This is a genomic window from Pseudomonas sp. W2I6 (assembly GCF_030815935.1).
Taxonomy (GTDB): Bacteria; Pseudomonadota; Gammaproteobacteria; order Pseudomonadales; family Pseudomonadaceae; genus Aquipseudomonas.
This window is the reverse complement of record NZ_JAUSXJ010000001.1, coordinates 1475835-1501774: the sequence shown is the minus strand read 5'-3', so window position 1 is coordinate 1501774 and position 25940 is coordinate 1475835. Positions and strand designations below refer to the sequence as shown.

Sequence of the window (25940 nt, the reverse complement as noted above, 5' to 3'; positions counted from 1 at the left end):
GCATTCCCCTGTGGCGAGGGAGCTTGCTCCCGCTGGAGTGCGAAGCGCTCCCAGGATTTTGGGGCCGCTGCGCAGCCCAGCGGGAGCAAGCTCCCTCGCCACAGGTTCAGCGTCACTTTTGGGATTGGTAGCGAAGTTCCTCCAACTCACGACCGCCCCGAGCAAGGGTGCGGCTTGATTCGGGCTGCGCTATCCATCCTGCATTTTGGTAAAAGCGCACTGCCCGCCGGTTTTCAGCCAGCACCCACAACGTCGCCGTCTCCAGGCCCAGGCTCGCGAGATGCTCCAGCCCCCTGAGCCACAGCGCCCTGCCCACCCCCGTTCCCCAATGCTCGGCCAGCACATACACCGCCTGCACTTCACCGGTTACGCCTGGATCAGCATCCTCATCACGACTCGAGCTGACAACAATCCAGCCCACCACACGCCCCTCGACCTGCGCGACAAACACAGCTTCGCTCCCCTGCTCAATCGACTGCCGCCAAAAGGCTTCACGCCGAGGCTGCGTCGCCTCCAGCGAAGCCAGGTAATCCGCCGGCATCAGTTCACGATAAGCCTGCTGCCAACTGCGAATATGCACCCAGGCAATGTCACCTGCGTCCTCGATACGTGCTGCACGAATCATCACATTCCCTCTGCGCGTTTTGCATAAATCGCCGAGCCCGCCTGGGGCGACAGCCTGCGATAAACCAGCCCCGACAAGGCACACAGCAATCCGGCACCCGCCATGATCCAGGCGATATCACTCTGCTCGACCGTGGCATGCCCGCGCACGGCCATGATCAAACCGAGCAGCCCCGCCGCGATGCCCACCGATAAACTCAACGTCAACTGAATGGTCATCGCCGACAGGCTGCTGGCGCGGCTGGATTGCTCCGGTGGCACGTCGGCATAGGTCAACGCCCCCAGGGTGCTGAATTGCAGCGAGCGAATGATCCCGCTGCCAAATAACACCAGTATTACAATCCAGTAAGGCGTTGATACCTCGAACAGGCTGCACGCCAGGATGGTTGCACCGGTGAGCACCGCATTGCCGATCAAGGTGCGCCGGAAACCGAAGCGGCTGACAATCCGCACTGCCAGCATTTTCATCAGCAACGCACCCACGCCACCGGCCACGCTCAGCAGCCCCGCCTGCAACGGGTTAAGCCCGAAACACAGCTGGAACAGCAACACCAGCAAAAACGGCTGTGACGCGCTGCCGATGCGCATCAGGTTGCCGCCCCAGAAGCTCACCGCGAAGGTCGGGATTTTCAACAATGAAAAATCGATCAACGGGTACGCCGTCCGCCGTGCATGCAGAACATACAGCCAGGCACTCAACAGCCCGCCGCCAATCAGCAGCAACGCCCACTGGCGCGGCAACAGGCCGTGGCCCAGCACCTCGAAACCGAACACCAGCCCGCCCAATGCCACACCGCTGAGCAACAGGCCGGGAACGTCCAATGCCTGGCCGGGCGTCCCGGAATAGTCCGGGATATAGCGCAGCACCAGGATCACCCCGAGCACGCCGATTGGCAGGTTGATCAGGAAGATCCAGTGCCACGACAGCACCGTCACCAACAGCCCGCCCAACGGTGGGCCCAGCAGCGGCCCCACCAGCGCCGCCACCGTCAGGTACGACATGGCACGCAGCAGGTTTTCCCGCGCCGACCAGCGCAGCAGGATCACCTGCCCCACCGGCACCATCATCGCCCCCGAGGCGCCCTGGGCCAAACGCGCCAGGGACAGTTGCAACAGCGAGCCCGAGCAGGCACAGGCCACCGACGCGAGGGTGAACAGCACGATGGCGCTGATAAACACCCGACGCGGCCCGAACCGGTCGGCCGCCCAGCCGCTGACCGGCACGAACAGTGCCACCGCCAACAGGTACAGCGACACCACCAGGTTCATGCGCACGCTGGGCTCGCCGAAATCCTGGGCCATCTGCGGCAGCGCCGTGAGCACCGCCGTGGCGTCGATCAGTTCCATGAACAGCGCACAGCCGATGATCATCGGCACCCGGCGCGCATGCCCGGTGCCCACCTCGCCCAAGGGGTGTGAAAGGTCGAGGGCTTTGTTCAAAACAGCCCCGATGTCGGAGGCGGCGTGCCCTTGAGTTGCCAGGCGCCCACGGCTGCGGCTTTCCAGTGCCGGGGATTGTGGTTGGCCACGGTGCGCGCGTTGCGCCAGTGCCGGTCCAGGTTATGCGCGCGGCCGGTGGTGGAAGCGCCACCCACGTCGAACACCAGCTCGGCGGCCTTGAGCGCCGACTCCGCCGCGATGTATTGCGCCTGGGCCACGTCCACTGCCGCCTGGTCGACGGCCACCGCATCAAGATCCGCAGCCCAGGCGCGGTCGATGGAGTCCGCCGCGTGCAACACCACCGCTTCGGCGGTAAAGGCCCGGGCTGAAACGTCGCCCACGCTCAGTTCCACGTACGGGTCATCCACCGAGCGCGTGGCGCTGCTGTGCTTGATCGGCCGCGCATGCTCCTTGGCAAAGGTCACCGCATCATTCAGCGCATTGCGCGCAATACCGGCCTGCACCGCCGCGAGGAACACTTGCAGGAACGGCGTGACAATCGTGCGCTTGCCTTCCTCGACGGTGCGGGTGCGGATCTCGCTGGCCAACACCTGCACATCATGCAGATGGGTGGTGCCACTGGCGGTCAGGCGCTGGCCCATGGCGTCGAAATCATCCAGCAACTCCAGGCCCTGGCGGTCACGCGGCAGGATGAACGACACGGGCTGGTCATTCTCGTCCAGGGCGACGGCGCTGACCCAATCGGCATACAACGAACCGGTGCTGTAGTACTTGCTGCCGCAAGCGCGAAAGTGCTCGCCGTCACGCACGATGCGCGCACTGATCGAACCGTTGGCACCGCCGACTTCCCAGCCGGCATTGCCGATCACGGCGCCTTGCAGGTAGCGCCCGAACCAACGCTCGCGCTCCTCCTCCGCCCCCTCGGCGCGGGACGCCAGCAGGCCTTCGACAAACCCGAAACCGGGGCGCAGCGCCTGGGCCACGTTGGAGTCGGCCGAGGCGATGCGAATCAGCAAGGCAATCACGTCCTTGACCGAACCACCGGCGCCGCCAAACCGCTTGGGAATCCGCACGGTAAACAACCCGGCCTGGGCGATCTGCGCCACGGCCTCATACGGCAGTTGGCGGTCACGCTCACGTTGCGCAGCGCCGGCGGCAATCTGCGGCAGGATGCGGTCGGCACGGGCGTTCAGTTCGGCCACCGTTACAACCGGCGGCGTGGGTACAGCAGACAACTTGCTCATGGCACTTCCTTGATTCAGGTCTAGATGGCGATTTTCCACAGGCGCGATTCATCAAACAGCCAACCGGGGTTTTCCGGCTCCAGGGCCGGCACCACCAACTGCTTGCCACTGCCGGGCAGGCGTGGCACCGCGCCCAGCAGGCGCCGGGTGTATTCGTGCTGGGGCGATTCAAACAACGTCTCGACGCTGGCGCTTTCCACCACCTGGCCGTGGCGCATCACCAACACTTCGTCGCTGACGTGGCGAATCACCCCCAGGTCGTGGGAGATAAACAGGTAGGCCAGGCCCAGCGAGGCTTGCAGGTCGGCCAGCAGATCCAGGACCTGGGCCTGCACCGACACGTCCAGCGCCGACACCGGCTCGTCGCAGATAATCACTTTGGGGTTGCTGGCAATCGCCCGGGCAATCGCCACGCGCTGGCGCTGCCCGCCCGACAGTTGCAACGGTCGGCGCTCGGCCAATTGCGGCGCCAGGCGTACCTGGTCGAGCAACTGTGTCACGCGGGCCGCCTGTTGCTCGGCGTCGATACCGGCAACGTCCAGCGCATCACTGAGGATCTGCCCCACCGTCCAGCGCGGGTCGAACGAACTCAGCGGGTCCTGATAAATCACGCTGATATCCCGGCGATACACACGGCGGGTCTTTTCCTCGACCCGCTCGGTACCTGCCGCGGCCCATGGCTGGTCGAGAAAACGCACCTCACCGGCATCCGGTTGCAGCAAGCCGAGTGCGATGCGTGCCACGGTGGTTTTGCCGGAGCCGGATTCACCGACGATGCCCAGGGTGCGACCGGCGCGCAGCTCGAAGCTGACGTTATCCACCACCTGACGCGACTGTTGATCGGGGCCGACATACCGTTTGCCCAGCCCGGAGGCCTTGAGCAGCACCGGCGAATCCGCGCCGGGCCGTGGTTGCGCCACAGCGTTGCTGCGCTCCGGCGACAGGCGTGTGCCCCGGGCATGTTCGGCGGGCACCGCATCCAGCAGCGAGCGGGTGTAGGCGTGGCGCGGGTTGAGCAGCACCTGATCCATCGGCCCCTGCTCCACCACTTCGCCGTGGCGCAGCACCAGCACCTCATCCGCCAATTGCGCGACCACTGCCAGGTCATGGCTGATGATCAGCAGCGAATCGCCACGGGCCTTGATCTGCTGCAACACCTGCAGGATCTGCGCCTGCACCGTGGCATCCAGCGCCGTGGTCGGTTCATCGGCAATCACCAGGCCGGGGTTCAATGCGAGTGCGCTGGCAATCAGCGCACGCTGGCGCAGGCCGCCGGAGAGTTGATCGGGGCGCTGGCGGGCACGCAGTTGCGGCTCGGGTACGCCCACCAGATCCAGCAGTTCGATGACGCGTTCGCCACGGCTGCGACGGTCGCCCCAACGATGGGTCTCCAGCACTTCGAGAATTTCCTTGCCCACCGGCCGCAACGGGTCGAGGGACACCAGTGCATCCTGCAACACGAAGCCGATGCCATTGCCACGCAAACGACGCCAGCCGCGTTCCGACAGGCTGAGCAAATCCACACCGTCATAGCTCAAGGTGCGCGCCGTAACCTTCGCGCCCGCACCCGCCAGGCCGATCAGGCTGCGGGCGGTGACGCTTTTACCGGAGCCGGATTCGCCCACCAGCGCCAGGGTCTTGCCAGGCTCCAGGGTGAAAGACAGATTGCGCACCACCGACTGCCCGGCAAACTCGATGGACAGCCCTTCAACGATCAAGCGTTTCTGGTCGCTCATGAAAGACGGCCCTCCAGGCGTTGTTGCAGGTAACGGCCAGTGACCGTGGTCGACAGCGTGGTCAATACGATGAACAGCCCGGGGAAGAACGTCAGCCACCAGGCGTTGGCGATGAAGTCGCGGCCCATGGACAACATGGTCCCCCACTCCGGTGCCGGCGGACGGGCGCCCAGGCCGAGAAAACTCAGGGCCGACGCCCAGACAATCGCCTGGCCCACGCCCATGGTCAGGGTCACGATCAACGGGCGCATGGCGTTCGGCAGCAACTGGCGCAGGATGATGCGCAGCGGCGGATGCCCGAGGGCGCGGGCGGCTTCGATATAGCCCGCGTTGCGCACCGCCAGCACCTGGCCACGGACCATCCGCGCATAACCCGGTGCACTGCCCAGCCCGGTGGCGACGATCAGCGGGCCGATGCCGCTGCCGAAAATCGCCACGAACAACAGCGCCAGGATCAGGCTCGGAAACGCAAACAGCACTTCCAGCAACCAACCCACGCCGCGGTCCACCCGCGCGCCGCCCAGCCCGCCCAACAGGCCGAGAACGATGGCGATGCTCATGGCGATAACCGTTGCAGCCAGGCCGATGAACAACGACTGGCGAGTGCCATGGATCACCCGCGAAAAAATATCCCGCCCCGACTGATCGGTGCCGAACCAGTGGCCCAGGCTCGGCGAATGAAACGCATCGCGGGGCACGATGGCCAGCGGGTCGCTGTAGGCGAACAACTGCGGCACCAGCGCCGCGACGATCACCAGCAACAGAAAGGTAATCGCCAACAGCGGGCCGAGGCGCAGCGTGCGAGTGGTGCGCTGAATCCGCAGCGCGGGCAGCGGTGTTTCCAGGGTCAGGCCACTCATGCTGGAAGCTCCTGTTGGCGAGGGTCGACCCACAGGTACAGCAGGTCGACCAGGATATTGGCGAGCACGTAACCGGCGGCGACCACCAGGCTGATGCCGATGGTCAGCGGCAGGTCCTGGGCCTGCACCGCCTGGTACAACTGGCGGCCGAGGCCCTTGCGGGAAAAAATCACTTCGATCACCACGGCACCGCTGATCAGCGCGCCGATGGCCCAGCCCGACAGCGAGATGCCCGGCAACACGGCGTGGCGCAACGCGTGTTTGAAGCGCACGTTGAAGTCACTCAGGCCACGGGTGCGGGCGGTCAGGATGAAGGGTTGGTCGAGGGTCAAATCCAGGGATTCACGGGTGACCTGGGCGATAAACCCGGCCAGCGGAATCGCCAGGGCGAACGACGGCAACACCAGGGTGCGCCAGCCATCACTGCCTGCCGGCGGGAACAGCCGCAGGCCGAACGCAAACACCGCCAGCAGCAGAATCCCCAGCCAGAAGTGCGGCAGCGCGGCGGCCAGGGTTTCGGCCAACGAGGCCAGGCTGGCAACCCAGCGTCGCCGGCCGGCGGTCAGCACCGTCAGCGCCAGCACCAGAATCCAGGCCAGGGCGAGCGAGGTCAGGGTCAGCTCCAGGGTCGGCCAGGATTGCTCGGCGAGCACTCGGGTCACCGGCAGGTGCTGGGAATAGGAAACCCCCAGGTCACCCTGCACCAGTCGCCCGAGGTACAACGCGTATTGCACCGCCAATGGTTTGTCGAGGCCGTACTCGCGGGTGGCTTCGGCGATGGTCTCGGGGGTGGGGTTGCCGCTCGGGCCGCCGAGGATCGCCTGCACCGGATCGCCGGGCATCAGACGCAAGGCAAAGAACGTCAGCGTGGCCACCGCCCAGAGCACCAGCACGCCGCCGGCAAGGCGCCACAGCGCACGTTTGCCGAGCCGGGCCAGGCGCTCGCGCCGTGGGTTGGCAAGTGATGTGTCGCTCATTTGTTCACCCATGCGTCATAGAGATAAGTCACCGCCAGCGACGGCTCCAGCCGCACGCCCTGGGTGGTCTTGTAGATACCCAGCCGCGTGCTTTGCGGGTAGGTGGTCAATTGCAGGTACTGGCTGGAAGCGATTTTCTGCGCCTGGTAATACAGGGCCCGGCGCTGCTCGCTGTCCTGGGTGGTGAGGGCTTGCCGGATCAGCGTGTCGAACGCCGGGTCACTGAAGCCTGCGGTGTTCTGGTGGTAACCACCGACACCCGCCGGGCTGATGAACTCACTGCCGAAGATGATCCGCAGCACGTCGGCGGTGTTGGTGTTCCAGTAGCCGAGGCGAATGTCGTAGTCCCAGTCGGCCTGGCGTTTGTTGGCCTGTACGTCACTCATCTGGTCGACGATCAGCTCGAAGCCGACCTGCCGGGTGGTGGCCTGCACCTGTTCCCACAAGGTGTATTCCGACGGTGGCGTGCGGTTGCCCATCACCACGTGAACTTGCAGGCGCTTGCCGTCCTTGGTGCGGTAGCCCTCGCTGTCGCGCTGGGTCCAGCCGGACTGGTCGAGTAACTGAGCAGCCCGGGCCGGGTCGTAATCCTGGGCGTGCTGGAACTCCGGGCTGTAAAAGCGCGTGGCAGGGCTCAGCGGCCCGCCGGCGCGGGGGAATTCGTTGAAGTACACGCTCTTCAACGCGCCCTCGATGTCGGAGCTGCGCACGAAGGCTTCGCGCACTCGCACGTCATCGAACGGCGCACGGGTAATGTTCAGCGTGCCGTTGGTGGGGTTGCCGGGGCGTTGGGCGATCACCAGGGTCAGGTCCGGGTTGCGTCGAGCGGCCTCGTGAGATTCCGGCGGCAACGCTTCGATCACGTCGACCTCGCCAGCCTGCAACGAGGCGAAGCGCACGGAAGGTTCCTGGATGAACTTCCAGACGATCCGGTCGAGCCAGGCCGGGCCCTGGTGCTTGGCGGTGGGTGGCGCCCAGTTGTAGTCGGGGTTGCGCACCAGCTCGACCTGGCTTTGCCGGTCCCAGCGCACGACCTTGAACGGGCCGCTGCCGACCGGGCTTTCGCAGTTCACATCGCGCGAGCGCAGCAGGGCTGTGGGGGACTCGATGCCGAGGAAGCCTTGGGCGAGGACTTCAAGAAAGGCCGCGTACGGCGTGGCCAGGTGCACCACTGCGGTGTATTCGTCGAGCACGTCGGTGCTGCGGTATTGGCGGATGTAGCCGCCTGCGGTGCTGGACTGGGTCTTGGGGTTGGCCATGTGGTCGAGGTTGGCCTTGACCGCCGCGGCGTTGAACGGGGTGCCGTCGGTGAAGTGCACGTCGTTGCGCAGGTGGAAGGTGTAGGTCAGGCCGTCGGGGGAGACTTCCCAGGTCTTGGCGAGCCAGGGGCCGATGCGGCCGTCGGCGTCCATCGAGACCAGGGAGTCGAGGTACTGCTGGGCGACGAACACCTGGGGCATGTCGCCGGCCACGTGGGGGTCGAGGCAGGTGGGTTCGCGGTCGGTGGCGTACACGAGGGTGCCGCCCTTTACCGGTTGGTCACTGCGGGTGACGGTGGAGCTGCCTTGGCCACAGCCCAGGAGCAGGCCGCAGAGTGTGGCGGTGCCGATAAGGAGCAACGGGCTGGATCGTCGCGGGTAAGGGGCGGGTTCTTGCATGATGGGTCAGGCCTAAAGTCCGGGAACTGGGTCATTGCACAAGGCATGCCGGGTTTTTGGGCCTGTAAACAGGGGGGATTGGAGGGTTTGGGGATTGCTGAAAACGACAATGTGTGTGGGAAGTGTTGGTCAGGCAACAGCTCGGTCTTGGGGGGCGTGAGGTTTGAGTACATATCCGTTGCTGCGGTAACGGCGGCTATTGGTTCCGCTCTTACAGCGGCTTTGGACCGTGGGCCGCCGTCATGGGCCATCCCTGGCCCAGGACGGCTAACCCGGCGTCCTGCCGGGTTACCCACGCTCCAAAGCCTGCGTTCGGCCAGCGTGGTTTAACGGGGCGCCTAAGAAGATCAAGATCAAAAGCAGATCAAGAGCACAGCGGCCTACCGGCCGGCTTGAGTGTTTTAGAGCAACAGCACAATCAAAAGCTAAAGCGGGCACGGTCCAAATGTGGGAGCTGGCTTGCCTGCGATGGCATCAACTGGGTGTACCTGATGTACCGAGTTGTCTGCATCGCAGGCAAGCCAGCTCCCACAGAAAAGCAGAGCTGCACCAGCTTCAGATTTCGCTTTCGCTCTGGATCTTGCCTTTGCTTTTAACACTCAAGCCGGCCGGGAGGCCGCTGTGCTCTCGCTTTTGATCTGCTTTTGATCTTGATCTGCGGGCCCCGTCAACCACGATGGCCGCAAGTAGGCACGGTGGAGCGGGTAAATCGGCAGGGAAGCCGATTTAGCCGCGCCGGGCCATGGATGGCCCGTCGCGGCGGCCCGCGGAACCGGGCCGGAGTGCGGGCATGCCGAGCCTAGGCGAGGCACCGAGTGGTGGGGCAAAGACCTTTTGGTTACTTTTGGCTGGGCCGGCATTCCGGGCGTTTGCCAAAAGTGACCCGCTGTAAGAGCGGAACCATAAGCCGCCGTTACCGCAGCAACGGATATGTACACAAACCTCACGCCGTAAACCGCAATGGCAACGCCGGCTTCAGCAACGCCGCCGGATCCCGATAACGCGCCCCAAAGTGGTCCCCCGGCAACCGCGCCCGCCCAGCCCCAAACAACCGCTCCCGCAACGTCTCCCCCTCGTTGTACCGCTCACGAAACCGCCCCCGACGACGCAACTCCGGCACCACAAATTCAATAAAGTCCCGCGCCGTCTCAAACGACAAATACTGCCTCAGGTTAATCCCGTCGATCCCATCCTCATCCAGCCATTTCTCAATCGCGTCCGCCACCACCGTCGGCGTACCCGCGACAAAAAACCGCTCGCGATTAAACCCACCCAGCTGCGCCAATACCGCCCCAACAGTGGAGTCCGCCTTGTACCGGCTCAAACTCTCCCACCCCTTGACCTGCCGACTCACCAGATCACTGATCAACGTATCCCGCGGATACGCCGTCAAATCAATCGCCGACTGCCCGTGAGCCAGCGACGCCTCGACACTCACCAACTTGCGATAACTGTCGAGCTTGGCACTCACCTCCTCATCGGTCCGCCCAACGATCACCCCCGCCATCACAATAAACTTCAACCCCGCCGGATCGCGATCATGCTCAACTGCCTTCTGCCGCATTGCCTGGATATTCGCCCGCACCGCCGGCGCATCATTACCACCGGTAAACACCACTTCGGCGTGCCGCCCGGCAAACTCGATCCCGGCCGGTGACCCCGTAGCCTGAAACAACACCGGCGTACGCTGCCGCGAAGGCTGGCACAAGTGTGGGCCGGCAACCTTGAAGTGCTCCCCCACGTGGTTGATATAGCGCACCTTGTCCGGATCGGTGTAGATCCGACGCTCACGGTCGACAATCACCGCGTCATCGTCCCAGGAGCCTTCCCAAAGCTTGTACAGCACGTCGAGGTATTCATCGGCGATCTCGTAGCGGTGATCGTGAACCACCTCAGTGTCGTGCCCGAAGTTGCGCGCCGCATTCGGCAAATACGAGGTGACGATGTTCCAGCCCACCCGCCCCTTGGTCAGGTGATCGAGGGTACTCATGCGCCGCGCAAACGCGAACGGCGGTTCGTAGGTGGTGGAAAAGGTCGCGCCGAAACCCAGGTTCTTGGTCACCCCGGCCATCGCCGGAATCACCAGCAGCGGGTCGTTGCTGGGAATCTGCATGCCCTCACGCAGCGAGGTCTCGGGGCCGTCGCGAAAGCGGTCATAGGTGCCAATCACATCGGCCAGGAACACGCCGTCAAAGGTGCCGTATTCCAGCAACTGCGCCAGCTCGGTCCAATAGTCCAGGTCATTGAAACGGTGCCGGTTGTTGTCCGGGTGCACCCACAAACCATGGACGATGTGGCTGACGCAGTTCATCTCAAACAAATTCACGTGCAGTTGCTTGGGCACCAGGAGCACTCCTTTCGTAGATACGTTTTCCAATACGTCAGATCGCGACATTCAGGTAGAACGGGATCGGCGTGTAGTCGGTTTCAAGGGTCGGGATCGCATCGATCAGCGCGCGGGTATAGGCATGGGCCGGACGGTCGAACACCGCGCGTACCGAGCCGGACTCCACCACTTCACCGGCCTTCATCACCAGCACGCGCTCGCTGACGTGGTTGATCACGCCGAGGTCATGGGAAATGAACAGGCAGGCCAGGCCGAGGCGGCGCTTGAGGTCGTCGAGCAGTTCGAGAATCTGTGCCTGTACCGACACGTCGAGCGCCGACACCGGTTCATCGCAGATCAGGATCTGCGGCTCGGACGCCAACGCTCGGGCAATCGCGATGCGCTGGCGCTGGCCACCGGAAAGTTCGATCGGCCGGCGCGACAAGGCGCTGGCATCAAGGCGTACCAATTCCAGCAGTTCCAGGGCACGGTCGCGCCGGGCATGACGCGGTACGCCAGCCACCACCAGCGCTTCGAACAGCACACGCTGCACGGTGTAGCGTGGGTCGAAGGAGCTGAGCGGGTCCTGGAACACCACTTGCACCGCACGCCGGGCTTCGCGTTTTTGCCTGGCGTCGAGGTCGGACCAGCGCTGGCCCTTGATCCACACCTCGCCGGCATCGGCGGTTTCCAGGCCGAGTATCAGCCGGGTCAAGGTGGTCTTGCCGCAACCCGATTCGCCCACCACCCCCAGCGTCTCGCCGCGACGCAGCTGTAGCGACACCTGGTTCAGCACCGTGCGGGTTTTGCCGTCGGGGCCGACAAAGGTTTTGGACAGCTCGCGTGCTTCAAGCAGTATTTCGCCCTGGGGCGCCGGCTCGGGCTCCACCGCCGTGAGCAACCGGCGCGTAGGCTGGAAGTGCACGGCCTTGGCGGCCCGCAGCAGCAGTTGGGTATACGGATGACGCGGGTCTTGCAGGACCTGTTCGGTGCTGCCCTCCTCCACGATCACCCCGTGGCGCATCACGGCCACGCGATCGGCCAGGCGCGAGACCACCGACAGGTCGTGGCTGACCATCAGCAGTGCATTGTCTTCACCGCGCAGGCTCTCCAGCAGGGCGATGACCTGGGCCTGCACCGTGGCATCCAGTGCGGTGGTGGGTTCATCGGCAATGATCAGCCGCGGATTGCAGGCAATCGCCGAGGCGATCAGCGCCCGCTGGCGCAAGCCGCCGGAAAGTTGCCAGGGGTATTGGCTGGCGCGCAGTTCCGGTTCCGGCACACCGACATCCCGCAGCAGTTCCAGCACCCGCAGGCGGCGCGCTTCCAGGCCCAATGCGGTGTGCACGTGCAACGGTTCTTCGATCTCGGCACCGACGCGGCGCAGCGGGTCCAGCGCGCCCAACGCGTCCTGCATCACAAAGCCGATGCTCGCGCCGCGCAGTTGCTGCCAGGCCCGCTCGTTGAGCTGGCGCAGGTCGACGCCCTGGAAGGCCAGCTTGGCAGCCTGGACATGGGCGTCCTTGCCGGTGAGGCCAGCCAGGGTGCGGGCGGTGACGCTTTTGCCGGACCCCGACTCCCCCACCAGCGCGAGGCATTCGCCCCGGTTCAACTGCAGACTGACACCGTGCAACACTGGCTCGGCCTGGCCGAAACGTACTGTGAGGTCGCGGATATCGACCAACGGGCCGAGGGTATGGATGTTCATCGTCATAGAGGCTTTCCTTCGCTGCGGCGCAAGAGTTCGCGGCCGATGGCACTGATGGAAACAACGGTCAGGGTGATGATCAGGGCGGGCCAGGCCACCAGCCACGGCGCATTGGCCAGGAAGCTGCGCCCGATGGACATCATCCCGCCCCACTCCGGCGCAGGCGGCGGTGCGCCGAAGCCGAGAAAACTCAAGGCGGCACCGGCAGTGATCGCGCCGCCGATGCCGATGGTGGCGAGGATCAACACGGGCTTGAACGCATTCGGCAGGATGTGCCGCAGCACCACCGCCAGCTGCGATTGGCCGAGGGTGACGGCGGATTCGACGTAGCCGGCATTGCGTACGCTGAGGGTTTGCGCCCGCACCAGGCGCGCATAACGCGGCACACCGGCAATGCCTATCGCGAGAATCAGATTGGCCGTGCCCTGGCCGAAAAACGTGATGATCACCAGCGCCAGCAACAGGTCGGGAAAGGACAGCAGCACGTCGATCCCGCGCATCAAGGCGCCGTCCAGCCAGCGCGGCCCAAGGCCTGCGATCAAGCCGAGCAAGGTGCCCCAGGCCAACCCCAGCGCGGTGGCGGCGAGGCCCATGAACAGCGACGAACGCACGCCATAAATCAATCGGCTGAGCACATCGCGCCCGTTCTCATCAGTGCCCAGCCAATGCACATTGCTCGGCGCCTGGAACGCCATGCGCGCCGACGCCTCCAGCGGGTCATACGGGGCCAGCCATTGCGGAACAACGGCGGCCAACAGCAACAGCCCGACAAATACCCCGGCGAGCAACAGACCCGGCCGCAGTTGGGTAAACCCGACAAGACGCAACGGGCGATTGCCGATCAACGTTTCAATGGTTTGCGTCATGCCAGGCTCCTGGTGCTAGGGCGCGGGGTTGGGAATGCGCTGGTGGATGGCCTGGATCTGCGCCTTGATCTCATCGCAAAGAGTCACGTCCAACGCGCCGAGGTTGTCGCGCAATTGCGCCAGGCTGGTTTGCCCGGTCAGTGCGCTGGTGACGAAGGGTTTGTCGATGATGAAGGCCAGGGCCAGTTGGGCCGGGGTGAGGCCATGTTGCCGGGCAATCTCCACGTAGCCGGTGATGGCCTCCTGGGCCGAGGCACTGTCGTAGCGATTGAAAGTGCGGTACACCGCCGACAACCGCGAGCCCTCGGGCCGTGCGCCGCCGAGGTACTTGCCGGTGAGCGCACCGAAGGCCAGCGGCGAGTACGCCAGCAGCCCGACGCCTTCGCGATGGGTGAACTCCGAGAGGCCGCCTTCGTACAGGCGGTTAAGCAGGCTGTAGGGGTTTTGCACGCTGGCAATGCGCGGCAGGCCGAGGCGTTCGCTTTGCTTGAGAAACTCGGCGACGCCCCACGGGGTTTCATTGGAAACCCCGATGTGGCGCACCTTCCCGGCCTTGACCTGATCGGCCAGCACCGCCAGGGTTTCCTCGATGGCGACGCTCTGGGTGTCTGCCTGATACGGGTATTCGCGCTGGCCGAAGATGTTGGTGGTGCGGTCGGGCCAGTGCAGTTGGTAAAGGTCGAGGTAGTCGGTGTTCAGGCGTTTGAGGCTGCCGTCGAGGGCTTCGACGATGTTGCGCCGGTCGTGGCGGCTGAGGCCGTCGCGGATGTGCTGCTGGCTGCTGGGGTCACGGGCCGGGCCGGCGATTTTGCTCGCCAGGATCACCTCGTCACGTCGACCACTGGCCGCCAGCCAGCTGCCGATGTAACGCTCGGTGGTGCGCCAGGTTTCAGCCTTGGTCGGCGTGGGGTACATCTCGGCGGTGTCGATGAAATTGATACCTTCGGCCAGTGCCAGGTCGATCTGTTGATGGGCATCGTTTTCGGTGTTCTGGTGGCCCCAGGTCATGGTGCCGAGGCCCAGCACGCTGACTTGGATGTCGCTGTTGCCCAGTTGGCGGTAACGCATGGGTGATCCTTTTTTCTTCAAGGGTTGATGGCTCATACCGCACTCGCTTCGTCGCGGGCGGCCTGCTGCTCGGCGTCGGCGGCTTGCAGGCTGCGCCAGGCGGCGTTCGGGGTGACGTCATTGAGGTAGTAGTTGCCCAGTGCCCGTTCGCGAAAGATCGCCGGGTTGTGGGAGGCCAGGGTTCGCGCGTTGCGCCAATGCCGGTCGAAGCGACGCGACTCGCTGGTGGCGGAGGCGCCGCCGACTTCGAACAGCAGCGTGGTGGCTTCCAGCACCTGTTCCAGCACGATCTGTTGCGCCTGAAAAGCGCGAATCTCGGCCTCGGTGTAATGCTGTTCGGTTGCGTGCCCGCCCTGCTCCGCCTCGTGCACGTCCTGCAGCACCTCGGCGACGGCCAGCACCTGGGTGCGTGCGGCATAGGCCAGGCTCGACAAGCGGCCGATCACGCGCTGCACCAGCGGGTCATCCTTGGGGCTCGATTGCCCCGGCACACCAAACGCGCGGGTGCGGCCCTTGACGAACTCGGTGGCGTCACGCAGCACGGCGTTGGCGATGCCGGCCAGGGTCGCCAGGTGGAACAGCTGGTAGAAAGCGCTCAGGTAGGACTCGGCGCGCAGTTCGTCTTTCTTGAAGCGCCGCACAATGTGCTGCTCCGGTACGTTCACCGCCTTGAAGCGGGTGGTGCCGCTGCCGGTGAGTCGCTGGCCAAAGCCGTCCCAGTCATCCTCGACGGTGACGCCTGGCGCGTCGGTACGCACCGCGAGGCTGACAAAATCTTCGCCATCCAGGGCCACGGCCGCGATCCAGTTGGCGTACAGCGTGCCGGTGCAGTAGTACTTCTCGCCGTCCAGCTGCCAGCCGGAGTCGACCGCGCTGAGGGTCACCGAGTTGCGGGTGGTGTCGGTGCGCTCGGCCATCGCGGCGCCCCACAACTCGCCGTCGACGACTTTGGCGAACCAGTAATCCTGGGAAGCGCTGTCGCGGCTGGAAAGCCGGCCTTCGACAAAACCAAAATGCGCGCGCACGATCTGCGGCAGGTTTGAATCGGCCTCTCCCAGTTCAATCAACAGGCGAAACAGCTGCGGCAGGCTTGCACCCAGGCCGCCCAAGGCCTGCGGCACACGCAGTGCGCCAAAGCCGGCCTCGCGCAGCCAAGCCACCGCGTCATGGGCCAGCTCGCGTTGCTGCTCGCGGGCGACGGCGGTGTCGGCTATCCGGGCAAATACGTCAGCGAAACGCTGGTGCAAGTCGGCATAACTCACTTCAGCGGGGATCGAAGCACTCATGGTTTTTCCTTCTTCAAAGGCACTCACGCTTGGTTGGCCCGAGGGTCAATCCAGCGGTTGATCAAATCGACGGCCAGGTTCACCAGCACATAGACGGTGGCGGCCAGCAAGGTCACGCCCAGCACCACCGGCACGTCTTTGTTGCTGGTGGCATCGAGCATCAAGCGCCCGATGCCCTGGCGTGCAAACAGCAATTCCACCACCACCGCGCCGCCCAGCAGGCTGGCGAACACGAACCCGGCCAGGGTCACCAACGGCACCAGCGCATGGCGCAAGGCATGACGCAGGCGCACAGCGGTTTCGGACAAGCCACGGGCACGGGCCATGGCAATAAAGGGTTGTTCGAGGGTGTCTTCCAGGGACTGGCGCAACAGCTGGGTCAGCACTGCCGCCACCGGCAACGCCAGCGCGATCGAGGGCAGGATCAATGAGCGCCAGCCAACGGAACCGGAGGGCGGCAACCAGTGCCAATGAAACGAAAACACCAGCAACAACAGCATCCCGATCACAAACGAAGGTGCTGATGACAGCACCAGCTCGCTGCCTGAAACGGCTGAACGCACCCAACGCGAACGGTTGGCGGTGAGGATCGCGCACACCAGGGCCAATACCACCGCCAGCAACGCCGCGCTCAGGGACAGTTGAATGGTTGCACCGATCTGCTCGGCAATCGCCTGCTGCACCGGGATGCGCAAGCGATAGGACTCGCCCAGGTCGCCATGGGCCAGGCGCACCAGGTAATTGCCGTATTGCACGATGAGGGGTTGGTCCAGGCCGTACTCGGCACGCACCCGGGCCAGCAGCTCCGGGGTGGGCATCGAATCCGGCCCGCCGAGGATTGCCAGCGCCGTGTCACCGCCGCTGAAATTGACCGCGAGGAACGTCAGCGTCGCCGCGCCCCACAGCACGCCAATGCCCGCCAGCAGGCGCCAGGCGATGGATTTGAACAGGCTCATGGTTGCCCCCGGTCCAGCCAGATGCTGGTGAAGAACGGTACGTTGTGGGAGGTATCGAAAATCACCCCCTGGACCTGCCGGCCATACGCGGTGAGCACCTGGCTTTCCACCGAAGGCACCGCCGGGACGGTTTCGGTCAGGCGCTTTTGCGCCTCGCCATAGAGCGCCTGCAATTGCACCGGGTCGCGGGATTGGCGGGCGGCGCTGAGCACGCGATCCAGTTCGGCATCACGGAAGCGCCCGACGTTCTGGCCGATGATCTTGTCGGTGCTGATGGCCTGGCTGTGATAGAGCACGAACAGGCCATCGGGTGTGTTGGTGTGCCAGTAACCGCCCGCCAGCGCCTGGAACTTCCCGGCGTAGCGTTTCTCGGTCACGCGGGTCAGCGGCAGCATTTCGATGGGCATCTCGAAGCCGACTTTTTTCAGGTCGGCCTGGATGGCCACCGAAACGCTGGCGGGAAACGCCGGGTTGTCATAGGACAGCATCGTTGCCTTCAGGCGCTGCCCGTCCTTGGTTCGATAGCCCTGGGCATCGCGCCCGGTCCAGCCGGCCTCGTCCAGCAGCGCATTGGCGGCTTTCACGTCGTAGGCCAGGGCGTCGTTGCTGGGTTGATAAAACCGGGTGTTGGCCGCCAGGAAATCCGCCTTGGCGATGTATTCGCCGAAGCCGGAAATCCACGCCAACCCTTCGCGGTCAATGGCCTTGGCCACTGCGCGACGCACCCGTACATCGTCGAACGGTGGCTGCTCGACGTTGAAGGTCATGCTGCGGCTCGGGTTGCCTTTGCGGATCCGGCTGCGCATCACCAGGTTCGGGTTGGCACGGATGGCGGCGGCATTCTGGGCCGGTGCATCAAGCGCGAAATCCGACTGGCCGGACTCTAGCGCCGTGAAGCGGATCATGGCTTCGGGGACGTAGCTCAGCTCGATACGGTCCAGGTAGGCCTCGCCCGCGTGGCGCGTCACCGGTGGCGCCCAGTTATAGCCGGGGCGCTTGATGAACACCGCGCCCTGGTCACGGGTGTAGCTCTGCAACGTAAACGGCCCGCTGCCGATGGGGTGCTCGGCGATGGTCTTCGGCGCCTCGCGAATCTGCCTGGGCGAGATCATGCTCAGCCAGGACTGCGCCAGCACATCCAGGAACGGCGTATAGGGTTCGCGCAAATGGGCTTCGAAGGTGTAGTCGTCGATGACCTTGCCATCCAGGTACGGCGCGATATAGGCCGCGGCCAGTGGGGACTTGGTCGCCGGATCGCGCATGTGGTCCAGGTTGGTTTGCAGCGCCTGGGCATTGAATTTCTCGCCGTCGCTGAAGGTCACGTCGTCGCGCAGGTGAAAGGTGTAGGTCTTGCCGTCGTCGGAGATGTCCCAGGAGCGGGCCAGCCACGGGCTGATATTGCCCTGCTCGTCCTGGTACACCAGGCAATCGAAGAGAATCCGGCCCATCCACTGGATGTTGCCGTTAGACAGTGCATGAACATCGAAACTGCCGGCGTCGGAGGCGGCTGAGACGCGCAAAGTTCCGCCACTGCGCCCCGGTGACGACTCATGAAAGTCCGTCGCCGAATAAGTCACTACACCGTTGGTGACCGTGCCATCAGCCGCAGACGTTTCATGTTTCGGTGCCGCAGCCGGTGAGCAGGCATTGACTGCCAGGCACAGTGAAATAACCGCCGAAAGTTTCAGGATGGTTGTCAATGACACTTCCTTAGAGGAACTCGATGAACACTGAAAGTTTGCAATTACGGGGTGTAATGCAGTGAGCATGCCAGTCTTCAAGAAACGCCATATTGACCACGAAACCAGCGCAAAACCCTTGTAAAACGGGGGGAACACTGCCAAACACTTATATGGTTATACCCGTTATACACCCCGGAATTGTTGGTAGCCTTACACACTGCTTATCAGCTGTTGCGTTCGCGACAGCTGCGGTAATCCCAGCCATTAAAGTTGACTGTTGAGAATCAAACACCGATTCAAAACAAAGTATCCCGCAGAACACTTAACCTTAACTAAGCGCCCGTATTTCTTGGCCAATAGTCTTGGCATAGAAACTGCTCAGAGCGAAACAGGCATGACTATTCGAATAGAAAGCTGGGGCTCTTTTATCTATTCACAAGGAACACGCTTAATGGATCCAATCTTTCGGGGAGAGTTGCAAAAGTTGACACTTGCCGTGCGGCAAGCAACTTGGCTGGCGATGGTGGGGCTGGGCTCAGCCCTGGTTTTTTCCGCCAGTGTGCAGGCAGATGATGAGGTCACACCGACGACCGGAACACGGCTAAAGACGGTGACAGTAGAGGCACAAAAAATCACGCCCGTTGAGGCAGCCAAAAGTCAGCTGTCCGAAGTGCCAGGCGGCACCAGCGTGGTCGACAGCGAACAGGTGGCCAAGGGACGCACCGCCACCTTGCAGGACACCCTCGCCTATCAGCCGGGGGTGTTCGTGCAGTCCACCGGCGGCAACGACGCGGCCAAGATCTCCATCCGTGGCTCGGGCGCCAACACCTCGCCGGGGTATTTCCGTGAGGGCATCAAGTTCCTGTTCGACGGCCTGCCGATCACCGGCCCGGGCGGCACACCCTATGAATTCCTCAACGGCTCGGGGGTGAACTACACCGAAATCCTGCGGGGTGCCAACGCCTTCCAGTACGGCGCACTGAGCCTTGGCGGCGCCATCAACTTCGTCAACCAGACCGGCTACACCGCACCCGGCCTGCGGGTGCGGGCGGAAACCGGGAGCTACGGCTACAACAAGCAAAGCCTGAGCGTCGGCGGCGTCGAGGGTGCGTTCGATTACTACCTGAATGCCGACAACTACCGCAGCGACGGCTACCGCGACTACAGCCTGTCGAAAAGCCAGGGCGTGGTGGCCAACTTTGGCTACCGCTTCAGCCCGCAACTCGAAACCCGGGTGATGCTGCGTTACCGCGACGAGTTCCACAACGACCCGAGCGCTACCACCCTGGATGCGGTCAAGCACCATTCCGACCGCGCCAGTGCCACCGCCGAAAGCAGCGGCGCCGGCAGCCGCCGCCCCGGCAGCGTATGGCTGGGCAGCAAGACCACCTACACCTTTGAGGACGACGCCACCCTGTCGGTGGGTTTCGTCTACTACCAGTACGCCCACAACAACAGCCCGAACAGCCCGAGCAACCCCAGCTACTGGGACTGGCATGACCTGAGCGCGGTGATCAACTACGACCGCCGCGACACCCTGTTCGGCCACGAAAGCCGCTCCAGCCTGGCCTTCACCTCCACCGAGCACCTCAAGGGCCAGGTCGACTCCACCTTCGCCAACAAACAGACGCGCAAGTTCGTCGACTACAGCTCCTCGTTCGATCACGTGTTCTCCGTGGGCAACGACCTGGAACTGGTAGACGGCCTGTGGCTGACCAGCGGCGTCTCGGCGATCAACGTGCGCCGCCATGCCGACGTCAAGGAAGCCCTGGTGGCCAACACCACCACCTACCCGAGCGATGTGACCTACGACAACTGGAGCCTGGCACCGCGAGTGGGCGTGCGTTACGAGTTCAACCCACAACTGCAAGTGTTTGCCAACGTCAGCCGCTCCGTCGATCCACCGGCGTCCTGGGAATACTCCGGCTCCGGGCCGACCACGCCGTACGTACGGCCGCTGGTGGAACAGAAAGCCAATACCGTGGAAGTCGGGATCAAGGGTTCATCGGGCATCTTCGACGGCAGCCTGGCGCTCTACCGCTCGTGGGTGAAAAATGAATTGCTCAACGTACAGATCATCCCGGCCACCTCCACGGCTGCTGCGGTCACCGGTGCATTCAACGCCACGCCGACGATCCACCAAGGGATCGAGGCCGGCTTGAATACACGCCTGTGGGAAAACACCTCGGGTGAAAAAATCACCCTGCGCCAGGTGTATACCTATAACGACTTCTACTACCGGCACGACCCGACCTTCGGCGACAACCAACTGCCGGGGATTCCGAAGCATATCTATCAGGGCGAAGTGCAGTATCAGCACCCGGCGGGCTTCTATACCGGGGTGAATGTGCAATCGGCTTCGCGTACGGCGGTGGATTATGCGAACAGCTTCTATGCGCCCTCCTACACAATCTTCGGGGCGAACGTGGGGTATGAAACGCCGAGCAAGGACTGGAAGGTGTCGCTGGATTTGAAGAACCTGACCAATCAGAAATACGTGACGGCGGTGCAGCCGTTGTATGACGCGAAGGGGCAGGATACGGCTTCGTTGTATCCAGGGGATGGGATTGGGGCTTATGTGGCGGTGGAAATGCGCTATTGAGTCAGCGCATAACCTTAGCTGTCGATGTTCTTATTCCTCACGCCCGGCGATGGGTAAATTGTTAGCCACGTATCTCATTGAGGAAGTGGCTAATGTCTGAGTCTCGATCCGAGCCTGTGGTGTGGATTGCCGGTGTGGGTGCCGTGGCCGGCCTGGGAGCGGCGCTGGCGCGACGCTTCGCGCGGGAGGGTTTGCAGGTGGCTGTCAGCGGCAGGAGCCCGGACAAGTTGCAGGCCGTGGTCGAGGGCATCCGTGCGCTCGGCGGGGAAGCGGTGGCTATCGTGGCGGACTCGGGAATCGAGTCCGAGGTGATCGCCGCCAGCCAGCAGATCAGCCAGTTGGGCCCCCTCAAGGCCGCGATCTTCAATGTCGGCAACTCCGTCGCAGCGCCCACCCTGGAGTTGAGCGCGCAGTTGTTCGAGCAGACCTGGCGGGCATCGACCCTGGGTGGCTTCCTGTTTGCCCGCGAGGCCACCCGCTTGCTGCTCGCCAGTGGTGGCGGCAGCCTATTGTTCACCGGGGCTACCGCTTCATTGCGAGGCAAGCCACCGTTCGCCGCCTTTGCTGCCGCGAAGGCGGGACTGCGCTCACTGAGCCAGTCATTTGCCCGCGAGTTCGGCCCACAAAACGTGCACGTCGCACATGTGGTCATCGATGGCGCCATCGACGGTGAGCGCGTGCAAAGCCGGGCCCCGGATTACCTGGCGCGACTGGGGGAAGACGGTGCGCTGAAACTCGAAGACATCGCCGACGCCTATTGGTACCTGCACACCCAACCGCGCAGCGCCTGGACCCAGGAACTGGACCTGCGGCCCTTCAAGGAACCCTTCTGAAAACCGCCTCACGCCTGGAGGATTGTTCATGGGAACTCATCAGACTCATCTCGCCCCGCCATCGGTCATCGGCGAACTCAACTACCTGCTGGACACCGGCGAGCGACCGGTGAACTACACCTTCCCGCAGCCAGACGGCACACCCAAGCGCAACGGCGTGCTGGACCCCACCCAAGTGAGTATTCACAACGCCCGGTCGCTCGACGAACCGGCTTGTCTGGATCGCAACGGTTTCGAAAGGATCGACCACACCAGCTCGGTGCCTGACCTGGAAAACGATGATCAGGTCCGTGAACACTACTATCCGGAAACCGAAGCCTTGCTCAAGCAACAGACCGGTGCGGTGAAAGTGGTGATCTTCGACCACACCATCCGGGTGGACGAGCCTGGACGCGAGGACCGCGGGCTGCGTGAGCCGGTGCGGTACGTGCATAACGACCAGACCGAGCGCTCGGCGATTCGCAGGGTACGTGATCATTTGCCTGCGGATGAGGCTGAACAGCGGCTGCTGGAACGGTTTGCGATTATTAACGTCTGGCGGCCGATTGGTGCGCCGGTCCTGAGTACCCCACTCGCCCTGTGCGATGCGCAAAGCATGGCCGAGAGCGACTTGCTGCCCAGCGACCTGGTGTATCGGGACAAGGTTGGCGAGACTTTTTCGGTCAAGGCCAATCCCGCACATCGCTGGTATTACTACCCGCAGTTGCGGCCGGATGAGGTGCTGCTGTTGAAGATCCATGACTCGCGTAGCGATGTTGCGAGGCGCAGCGCGCATACGGCGTTTGATGACCCGACTACGCCGGTGGATGCACCGCCAAGGAGGAGTATCGAGGTGCGGGCGTTGGTGTTTTTTGGGAATGCAGGCAAATAAAAAGGCCGCGAGATAAATCTCGCGGCCTTTTTAAATTATATGGTCGGGACGGAGTGATTCGAACACTCGACCCCTAGCACCCCATGCTAGTGCGCTACCGGACTGCGCTACGCCCCGACTAGGCGTGTTACTGGGTTCGCTTCGCAACGAAGCGATCAGGAATATACCGCAAGCTTTTGAAATGTGGAAGTATTTTAAAAGCCGGAATTACTTCTTCAAAACCACCAGCACATCTTCGAGTTCGGAGATCATCTGGCGGATCATTTGCTTGTATTGGGTGGTGTCGTCTTTGGCTTCATCACCGGACATACGCTGGCGCGCGCCGCTGATGGTAAACCCCTGGTCGTACAGCAACGCACGGATCTGTCGGATCATCAGCACATCCTGGCGCTGATAATACCGACGGTTCCCGGTGCGTTTGACGGGGTTGAGTTGAGGAAACTCCTGCTCCCAATAGCGCAGCACGTGCGGCTTTACCGCACAAAGCTCGCTGACTTCACCAATGGTGAAGTAGCGTTTGCCTGGGATGACGGGCAGTTCGTCGTTATGACTTGGTTCCAGCATAAGCCTCAACTCGGGCCTTCAACTTCTGCCCTGGACGAAAGGTGACCACACGGCGAGCCGTGATCGGGATTTCTTCTCCCGTTTTTGGATTGCGGCCAGGCCGCTGGCGTTTGTCCCGCAGGTCAAAATTGCCGAAACCGGACAATTTGACCTGTTCGTTGTCTTCAAGTGCGTGCCTGATTTCTTCAAAGAACAGCTCGACCAATTCCTTGGCCTCGCGCTTGTTCAGGCCCAGCTCTTCATACAGACGTTCCGCCATCTCAGCTTTCGTCAAAGCCCCCATACGTCACTTCCTTAACGTGGCGTTCAACCTTTGTTCGAGCGAGGTGAGGATATTTTGCGTCGTCGTATTCACCTCATCGTCATTAAGAGTGCGCGATGGATGCTGCCAGGTCAAGCCAACTGCAAGGCTTTTTCTATGCGGATCAATGCCTTTACCCTGATAGACGTCAAATAGCCTGAGGTCTGTCAGCCATTCCCCTGCATTTTCACGGATTACGTCCAGAACAGCACTGGCCGCAACACCTTGATCGGCAATCAGCGCCAGATCACGTCGTACTTCAGGGAAACGCGACAACTCGCTGAATTTAGGCATTTTGCCCGAGGCCACTTCAGCCAAGACTAGCTCAAAAACGAAGACTGGACGGTCCAGCCCCAAGGTTTTCGACAGTTCCGGGTGAATCGCGCCAACGAAGCCCACCAGGCGACCTTCACGTTCGATACGGGCGGTCTGGCCCGGGTGCAACGCCGGGTGTTTGCCAGGGGTGAAAGTGAAGGCATCCAGCGCACCGGCAAAGCCCAGCACCGCTTCCACATCGGCCTTGACGTCGAAGAAGTCGACGGTGTCGCGACCTTGTGCCCAGCCTTCCGGCAGACGGCTGCCGCAAACCACGCCAGCCAGCATCGGCTCTTGTTTCAGGCCATCCAGCTGACCGACAAAACGCAGCCCGCTTTCGAACATGCGCACGCGGTCTTGCTGACGGTTCAGGTTGTGGGACAGCGCCTTCACCAGACCCGGCCACAGCGACGAGCGCATGGCGGCCATGTCGTTGGAGATCGGGTTAGCCAGCAACAGCGGCTCGACACCCGGGTTGAACAGTTCGAATTGCTTTGGATCGATGAAACTGTAGGTCACCGCTTCCTGATAACCACGGGCAACCAGCAGGCGACGCAGTTCCGGCAGGTGTGCACGGGCTTCGGCTTTCGGCTGCGGCGCCAGGCGCGCTTGCGGGTAACGAACCGGCAGGCGGTTGTAGCCGTACAGGCGGGCCAGTTCTTCGATCAGGTCGACTTCAAGGCTGATATCGAAGCGATGGCTTGGCACTTCTACGTGCCACTGCCCTGCTTCACCGGCCGAGATGCCGAGGCCGAGTGCCGACAGCAGGCGCTCGATTTCAACCGGCTCGATCACCAGGCCGAGCATTTGCTCAACGGCCTTGGCGCGCAGGATGATCGGTGCAACCGACGGCAGGTGCTGTTCGCTGACGGTTTCGATGATCGGGCCGGCTTCGCCGCCAGTGATTTCCAGCAGCAGGCCAGTGGCGCGCTCCATGGCTTCACGGGCCAGCTGCCAGTCCACGCCACGCTCGTAGCGGTGCGAGGCGTCGGTGTGCAGGCCATAGGAACGGGCCTTGCCAGCGATGGCGATCTGATCGAAGAAAGCGCTTTCGAGAAAGATGTCGCGAGTGGTTGCGGACACGCCACTGTGCTCACCCCCCATCACGCCGGCAATCGCCAAGGCGCGGGAATGGTCAGCGATCACCAGGGTGTCGGCACGCAGGCTAACTTCCTGGCCGTCGAGCAGTACCAGCTTCTCGCCTTCTTCGGCCATGCGCACGCGGATGCCGCCGTTGATTTCGGCGAGATCGAAGGCGTGCAGCGGTTGGCCCAGTTCCAGCATCACGTAGTTGGTGATGTCGACGGCAGCGTCGATGCTGCGCACTTCGGAACGGCGCAGGCGCTCAACCATCCACAGCGGGGTTGGCTTGGACAGGTCGACGTTACGGATCACGCGACCCAGGTAACGTGGGCAGGCATTGGGGGCGAGCACTTCGATCGAACGCACTTCGTCGTGCACGGCAGGTACCGCTGCAACCAACGGGCGGGTCACGTTCGCGGCGTACAGTGCGCCGACTTCACGCGCCAGGCCCGCCAGCGACAGGCAGTCGCCACGGTTCGGGGTCAGGTCGACCTCGATGCTGGCATCTTCCAGTTCCAGGTAGACACGGATGTCCTGGCCCACTGGCGCATCGGCCGGCAGTTCCATCAGGCCATCGTTGCCTTCACCGACCTGCAGTTCCGCCTGGGAGCACAGCATGCCGTTGGACTCAACGCCACGCAGCTTGGCCTTCTTGATCTTGAAGTCGCCTGGCAGCTCGGCACCGATCATGGCGAACGGGATTTTCAGGCCCGGGCGCACGTTTGGCGCTCCGCACACGACCTGGAAGGTTTCCGCGCCGTTGCTGACCTGGCACACACGCAACTTGTCAGCGTCCGGGTGTTGCTCGGTGCTCAGCACCTCACCCACAACCACACCACTGAAAACACCGGCGGCCGGCGTAACGCTATCGACCTCAAGGCCGGCCATCGACAGACGAGCAACCAGCTCGTCGCGACTTACCTGCGGGCTTACCCAGCCACGCAGCCATTGTTCACTGAATTTCATCCTGCTCTCCTAA

The 25940-nt window shown here is 63.1% G+C and carries 20 protein-coding genes and 1 tRNA gene; 3 read left to right on the top strand and 18 right to left on the bottom strand.

Translation table 11 applies throughout. The features are described 5' to 3' along the window. Positions 1-112: 112 nt before the first annotated feature. The 14 genes from QF039_RS07205 to QF039_RS07140 form a co-directional block, all read right to left on the bottom strand. Positions 113-625: a GNAT family N-acetyltransferase gene (locus QF039_RS07205; protein WP_134326161.1), complete on the bottom strand. Its 513-nt coding sequence runs from the start codon at positions 623-625 to the stop codon at positions 113-115. Then, the gene (locus QF039_RS07200) at positions 625-2064 is read right to left on the bottom strand and encodes an MFS transporter (RefSeq protein WP_307517218.1); all 1440 of its coding nucleotides are present in this window, start codon (positions 2062-2064) and stop codon (positions 625-627) included. Before QF039_RS07200 ends, QF039_RS07205 begins: the two co-directional genes overlap by 1 nt. Further along, positions 2061-3269: an acyl-CoA dehydrogenase family protein gene (locus tag QF039_RS07195; RefSeq protein ID WP_008431174.1), complete on the bottom strand. Its 1209-nt coding sequence runs from the start codon at positions 3267-3269 to the stop codon at positions 2061-2063. The genes QF039_RS07200 and QF039_RS07195 overlap by 4 nt, the downstream gene beginning before the upstream one ends. Positions 3270-3289: 20 nt before the next feature. After that, entirely contained in the window at positions 3290-5005 is a 1716-nt protein-coding gene (locus tag QF039_RS07190; protein ID WP_307517217.1) for an ABC transporter ATP-binding protein, read from the bottom strand. Continuing rightward, positions 5002-5865 (bottom strand): ABC transporter permease, encoded by an 864-nt coding sequence (locus QF039_RS07185; protein WP_307517216.1) that lies wholly within the window; start codon positions 5863-5865, stop codon positions 5002-5004. Before QF039_RS07185 ends, QF039_RS07190 begins: the two co-directional genes overlap by 4 nt. After that, complete coding sequence (locus QF039_RS07180) at positions 5862-6842, bottom strand: ABC transporter permease (protein WP_102370239.1); 981 nt, start codon at positions 6840-6842, stop codon at positions 5862-5864. The genes QF039_RS07185 and QF039_RS07180 overlap by 4 nt, the downstream gene beginning before the upstream one ends. Then, complete coding sequence (locus tag QF039_RS07175) at positions 6839-8500, bottom strand: ABC transporter substrate-binding protein (RefSeq protein WP_307517215.1); 1662 nt, start codon at positions 8498-8500, stop codon at positions 6839-6841. Before QF039_RS07175 ends, QF039_RS07180 begins: the two co-directional genes overlap by 4 nt. A gap of 943 nt (positions 8501-9443) precedes the next feature. Then, complete coding sequence (locus QF039_RS07170; RefSeq protein ID WP_307517214.1) at positions 9444-10844, bottom strand: LLM class flavin-dependent oxidoreductase; 1401 nt, start codon at positions 10842-10844, stop codon at positions 9444-9446. Between the two features lie 37 nt (positions 10845-10881). Continuing rightward, positions 10882-12540, bottom strand: a complete 1659-nt coding sequence (locus QF039_RS07165) for an ABC transporter ATP-binding protein (RefSeq protein WP_307517213.1) — start codon at positions 12538-12540, stop codon at positions 10882-10884. Then, complete coding sequence (locus QF039_RS07160) at positions 12537-13400, bottom strand: ABC transporter permease (RefSeq protein WP_003219920.1); 864 nt, start codon at positions 13398-13400, stop codon at positions 12537-12539. The genes QF039_RS07165 and QF039_RS07160 overlap by 4 nt, the downstream gene beginning before the upstream one ends. A 15-nt stretch (positions 13401-13415) precedes the next feature. Beyond that, entirely contained in the window at positions 13416-14468 is a 1053-nt protein-coding gene (locus QF039_RS07155; protein WP_307517212.1) for an NADP(H)-dependent aldo-keto reductase, read from the bottom strand. A 32-nt stretch (positions 14469-14500) separates the two neighbouring features. Continuing rightward, positions 14501-15754 carry an acyl-CoA dehydrogenase family protein gene (locus QF039_RS07150; protein WP_003219924.1) on the bottom strand — a complete coding sequence of 418 codons (1254 nt, stop codon included), beginning with the start codon at positions 15752-15754 and terminating at the stop codon, positions 14501-14503. Positions 15755-15777: 23 nt separating this feature from the next. Next, the gene (locus QF039_RS07145) at positions 15778-16710 is read right to left on the bottom strand and encodes an ABC transporter permease (RefSeq protein ID WP_008431773.1); all 933 of its coding nucleotides are present in this window, start codon (positions 16708-16710) and stop codon (positions 15778-15780) included. Further along, positions 16707-18410 (bottom strand): ABC transporter substrate-binding protein, encoded by a 1704-nt coding sequence (locus tag QF039_RS07140; protein ID WP_307517211.1) that lies wholly within the window; start codon positions 18408-18410, stop codon positions 16707-16709. Before QF039_RS07140 ends, QF039_RS07145 begins: the two co-directional genes overlap by 4 nt. A gap of 433 nt (positions 18411-18843) precedes the next feature. Between QF039_RS07140 and QF039_RS07135 the strand changes: the two genes are divergently transcribed. The 3 genes from QF039_RS07135 (at position 18844) to QF039_RS07125 (ending at position 22698) form a co-directional block, all read left to right on the top strand. Next, positions 18844-20994: a TonB-dependent receptor gene (locus tag QF039_RS07135; RefSeq protein ID WP_008431769.1), complete on the top strand. Its 2151-nt coding sequence runs from the start codon at positions 18844-18846 to the stop codon at positions 20992-20994. Between the two features lie 92 nt (positions 20995-21086). Beyond that, on the top strand, positions 21087-21827 hold the full coding sequence (locus QF039_RS07130) for an SDR family NAD(P)-dependent oxidoreductase (protein ID WP_008431768.1): 741 nt from the start codon (positions 21087-21089) through the stop codon (positions 21825-21827). Between the two features lie 28 nt (positions 21828-21855). Next, positions 21856-22698 carry a CmcJ/NvfI family oxidoreductase gene (locus QF039_RS07125; RefSeq protein ID WP_178912538.1) on the top strand — a complete coding sequence of 281 codons (843 nt, stop codon included), beginning with the start codon at positions 21856-21858 and terminating at the stop codon, positions 22696-22698. A 40-nt stretch (positions 22699-22738) separates the two neighbouring features. On the opposite strand, the gene QF039_RS07120 is transcribed toward QF039_RS07125, so the two are convergent. From QF039_RS07120 to pheT, 4 genes are all read right to left on the bottom strand, one after another. Beyond that, positions 22739-22815 (bottom strand) — tRNA-Pro (locus QF039_RS07120). A 90-nt stretch (positions 22816-22905) separates the two neighbouring features. Continuing rightward, on the bottom strand, positions 22906-23262 hold the full coding sequence (locus tag QF039_RS07115; RefSeq protein ID WP_003219935.1) for a MerR family transcriptional regulator: 357 nt from the start codon (positions 23260-23262) through the stop codon (positions 22906-22908). Further along, positions 23243-23545: an integration host factor subunit alpha gene (gene ihfA / locus QF039_RS07110; protein WP_002553164.1), complete on the bottom strand. Its 303-nt coding sequence runs from the start codon at positions 23543-23545 to the stop codon at positions 23243-23245. Before ihfA ends, QF039_RS07115 begins: the two co-directional genes overlap by 20 nt. A 3-nt stretch (positions 23546-23548) precedes the next feature. After that, positions 23549-25927 carry a phenylalanine--tRNA ligase subunit beta gene (pheT, locus tag QF039_RS07105; protein WP_307517210.1) on the bottom strand — a complete coding sequence of 793 codons (2379 nt, stop codon included), beginning with the start codon at positions 25925-25927 and terminating at the stop codon, positions 23549-23551. Between the last annotated feature and the right edge of the window lie 13 nt (positions 25928-25940).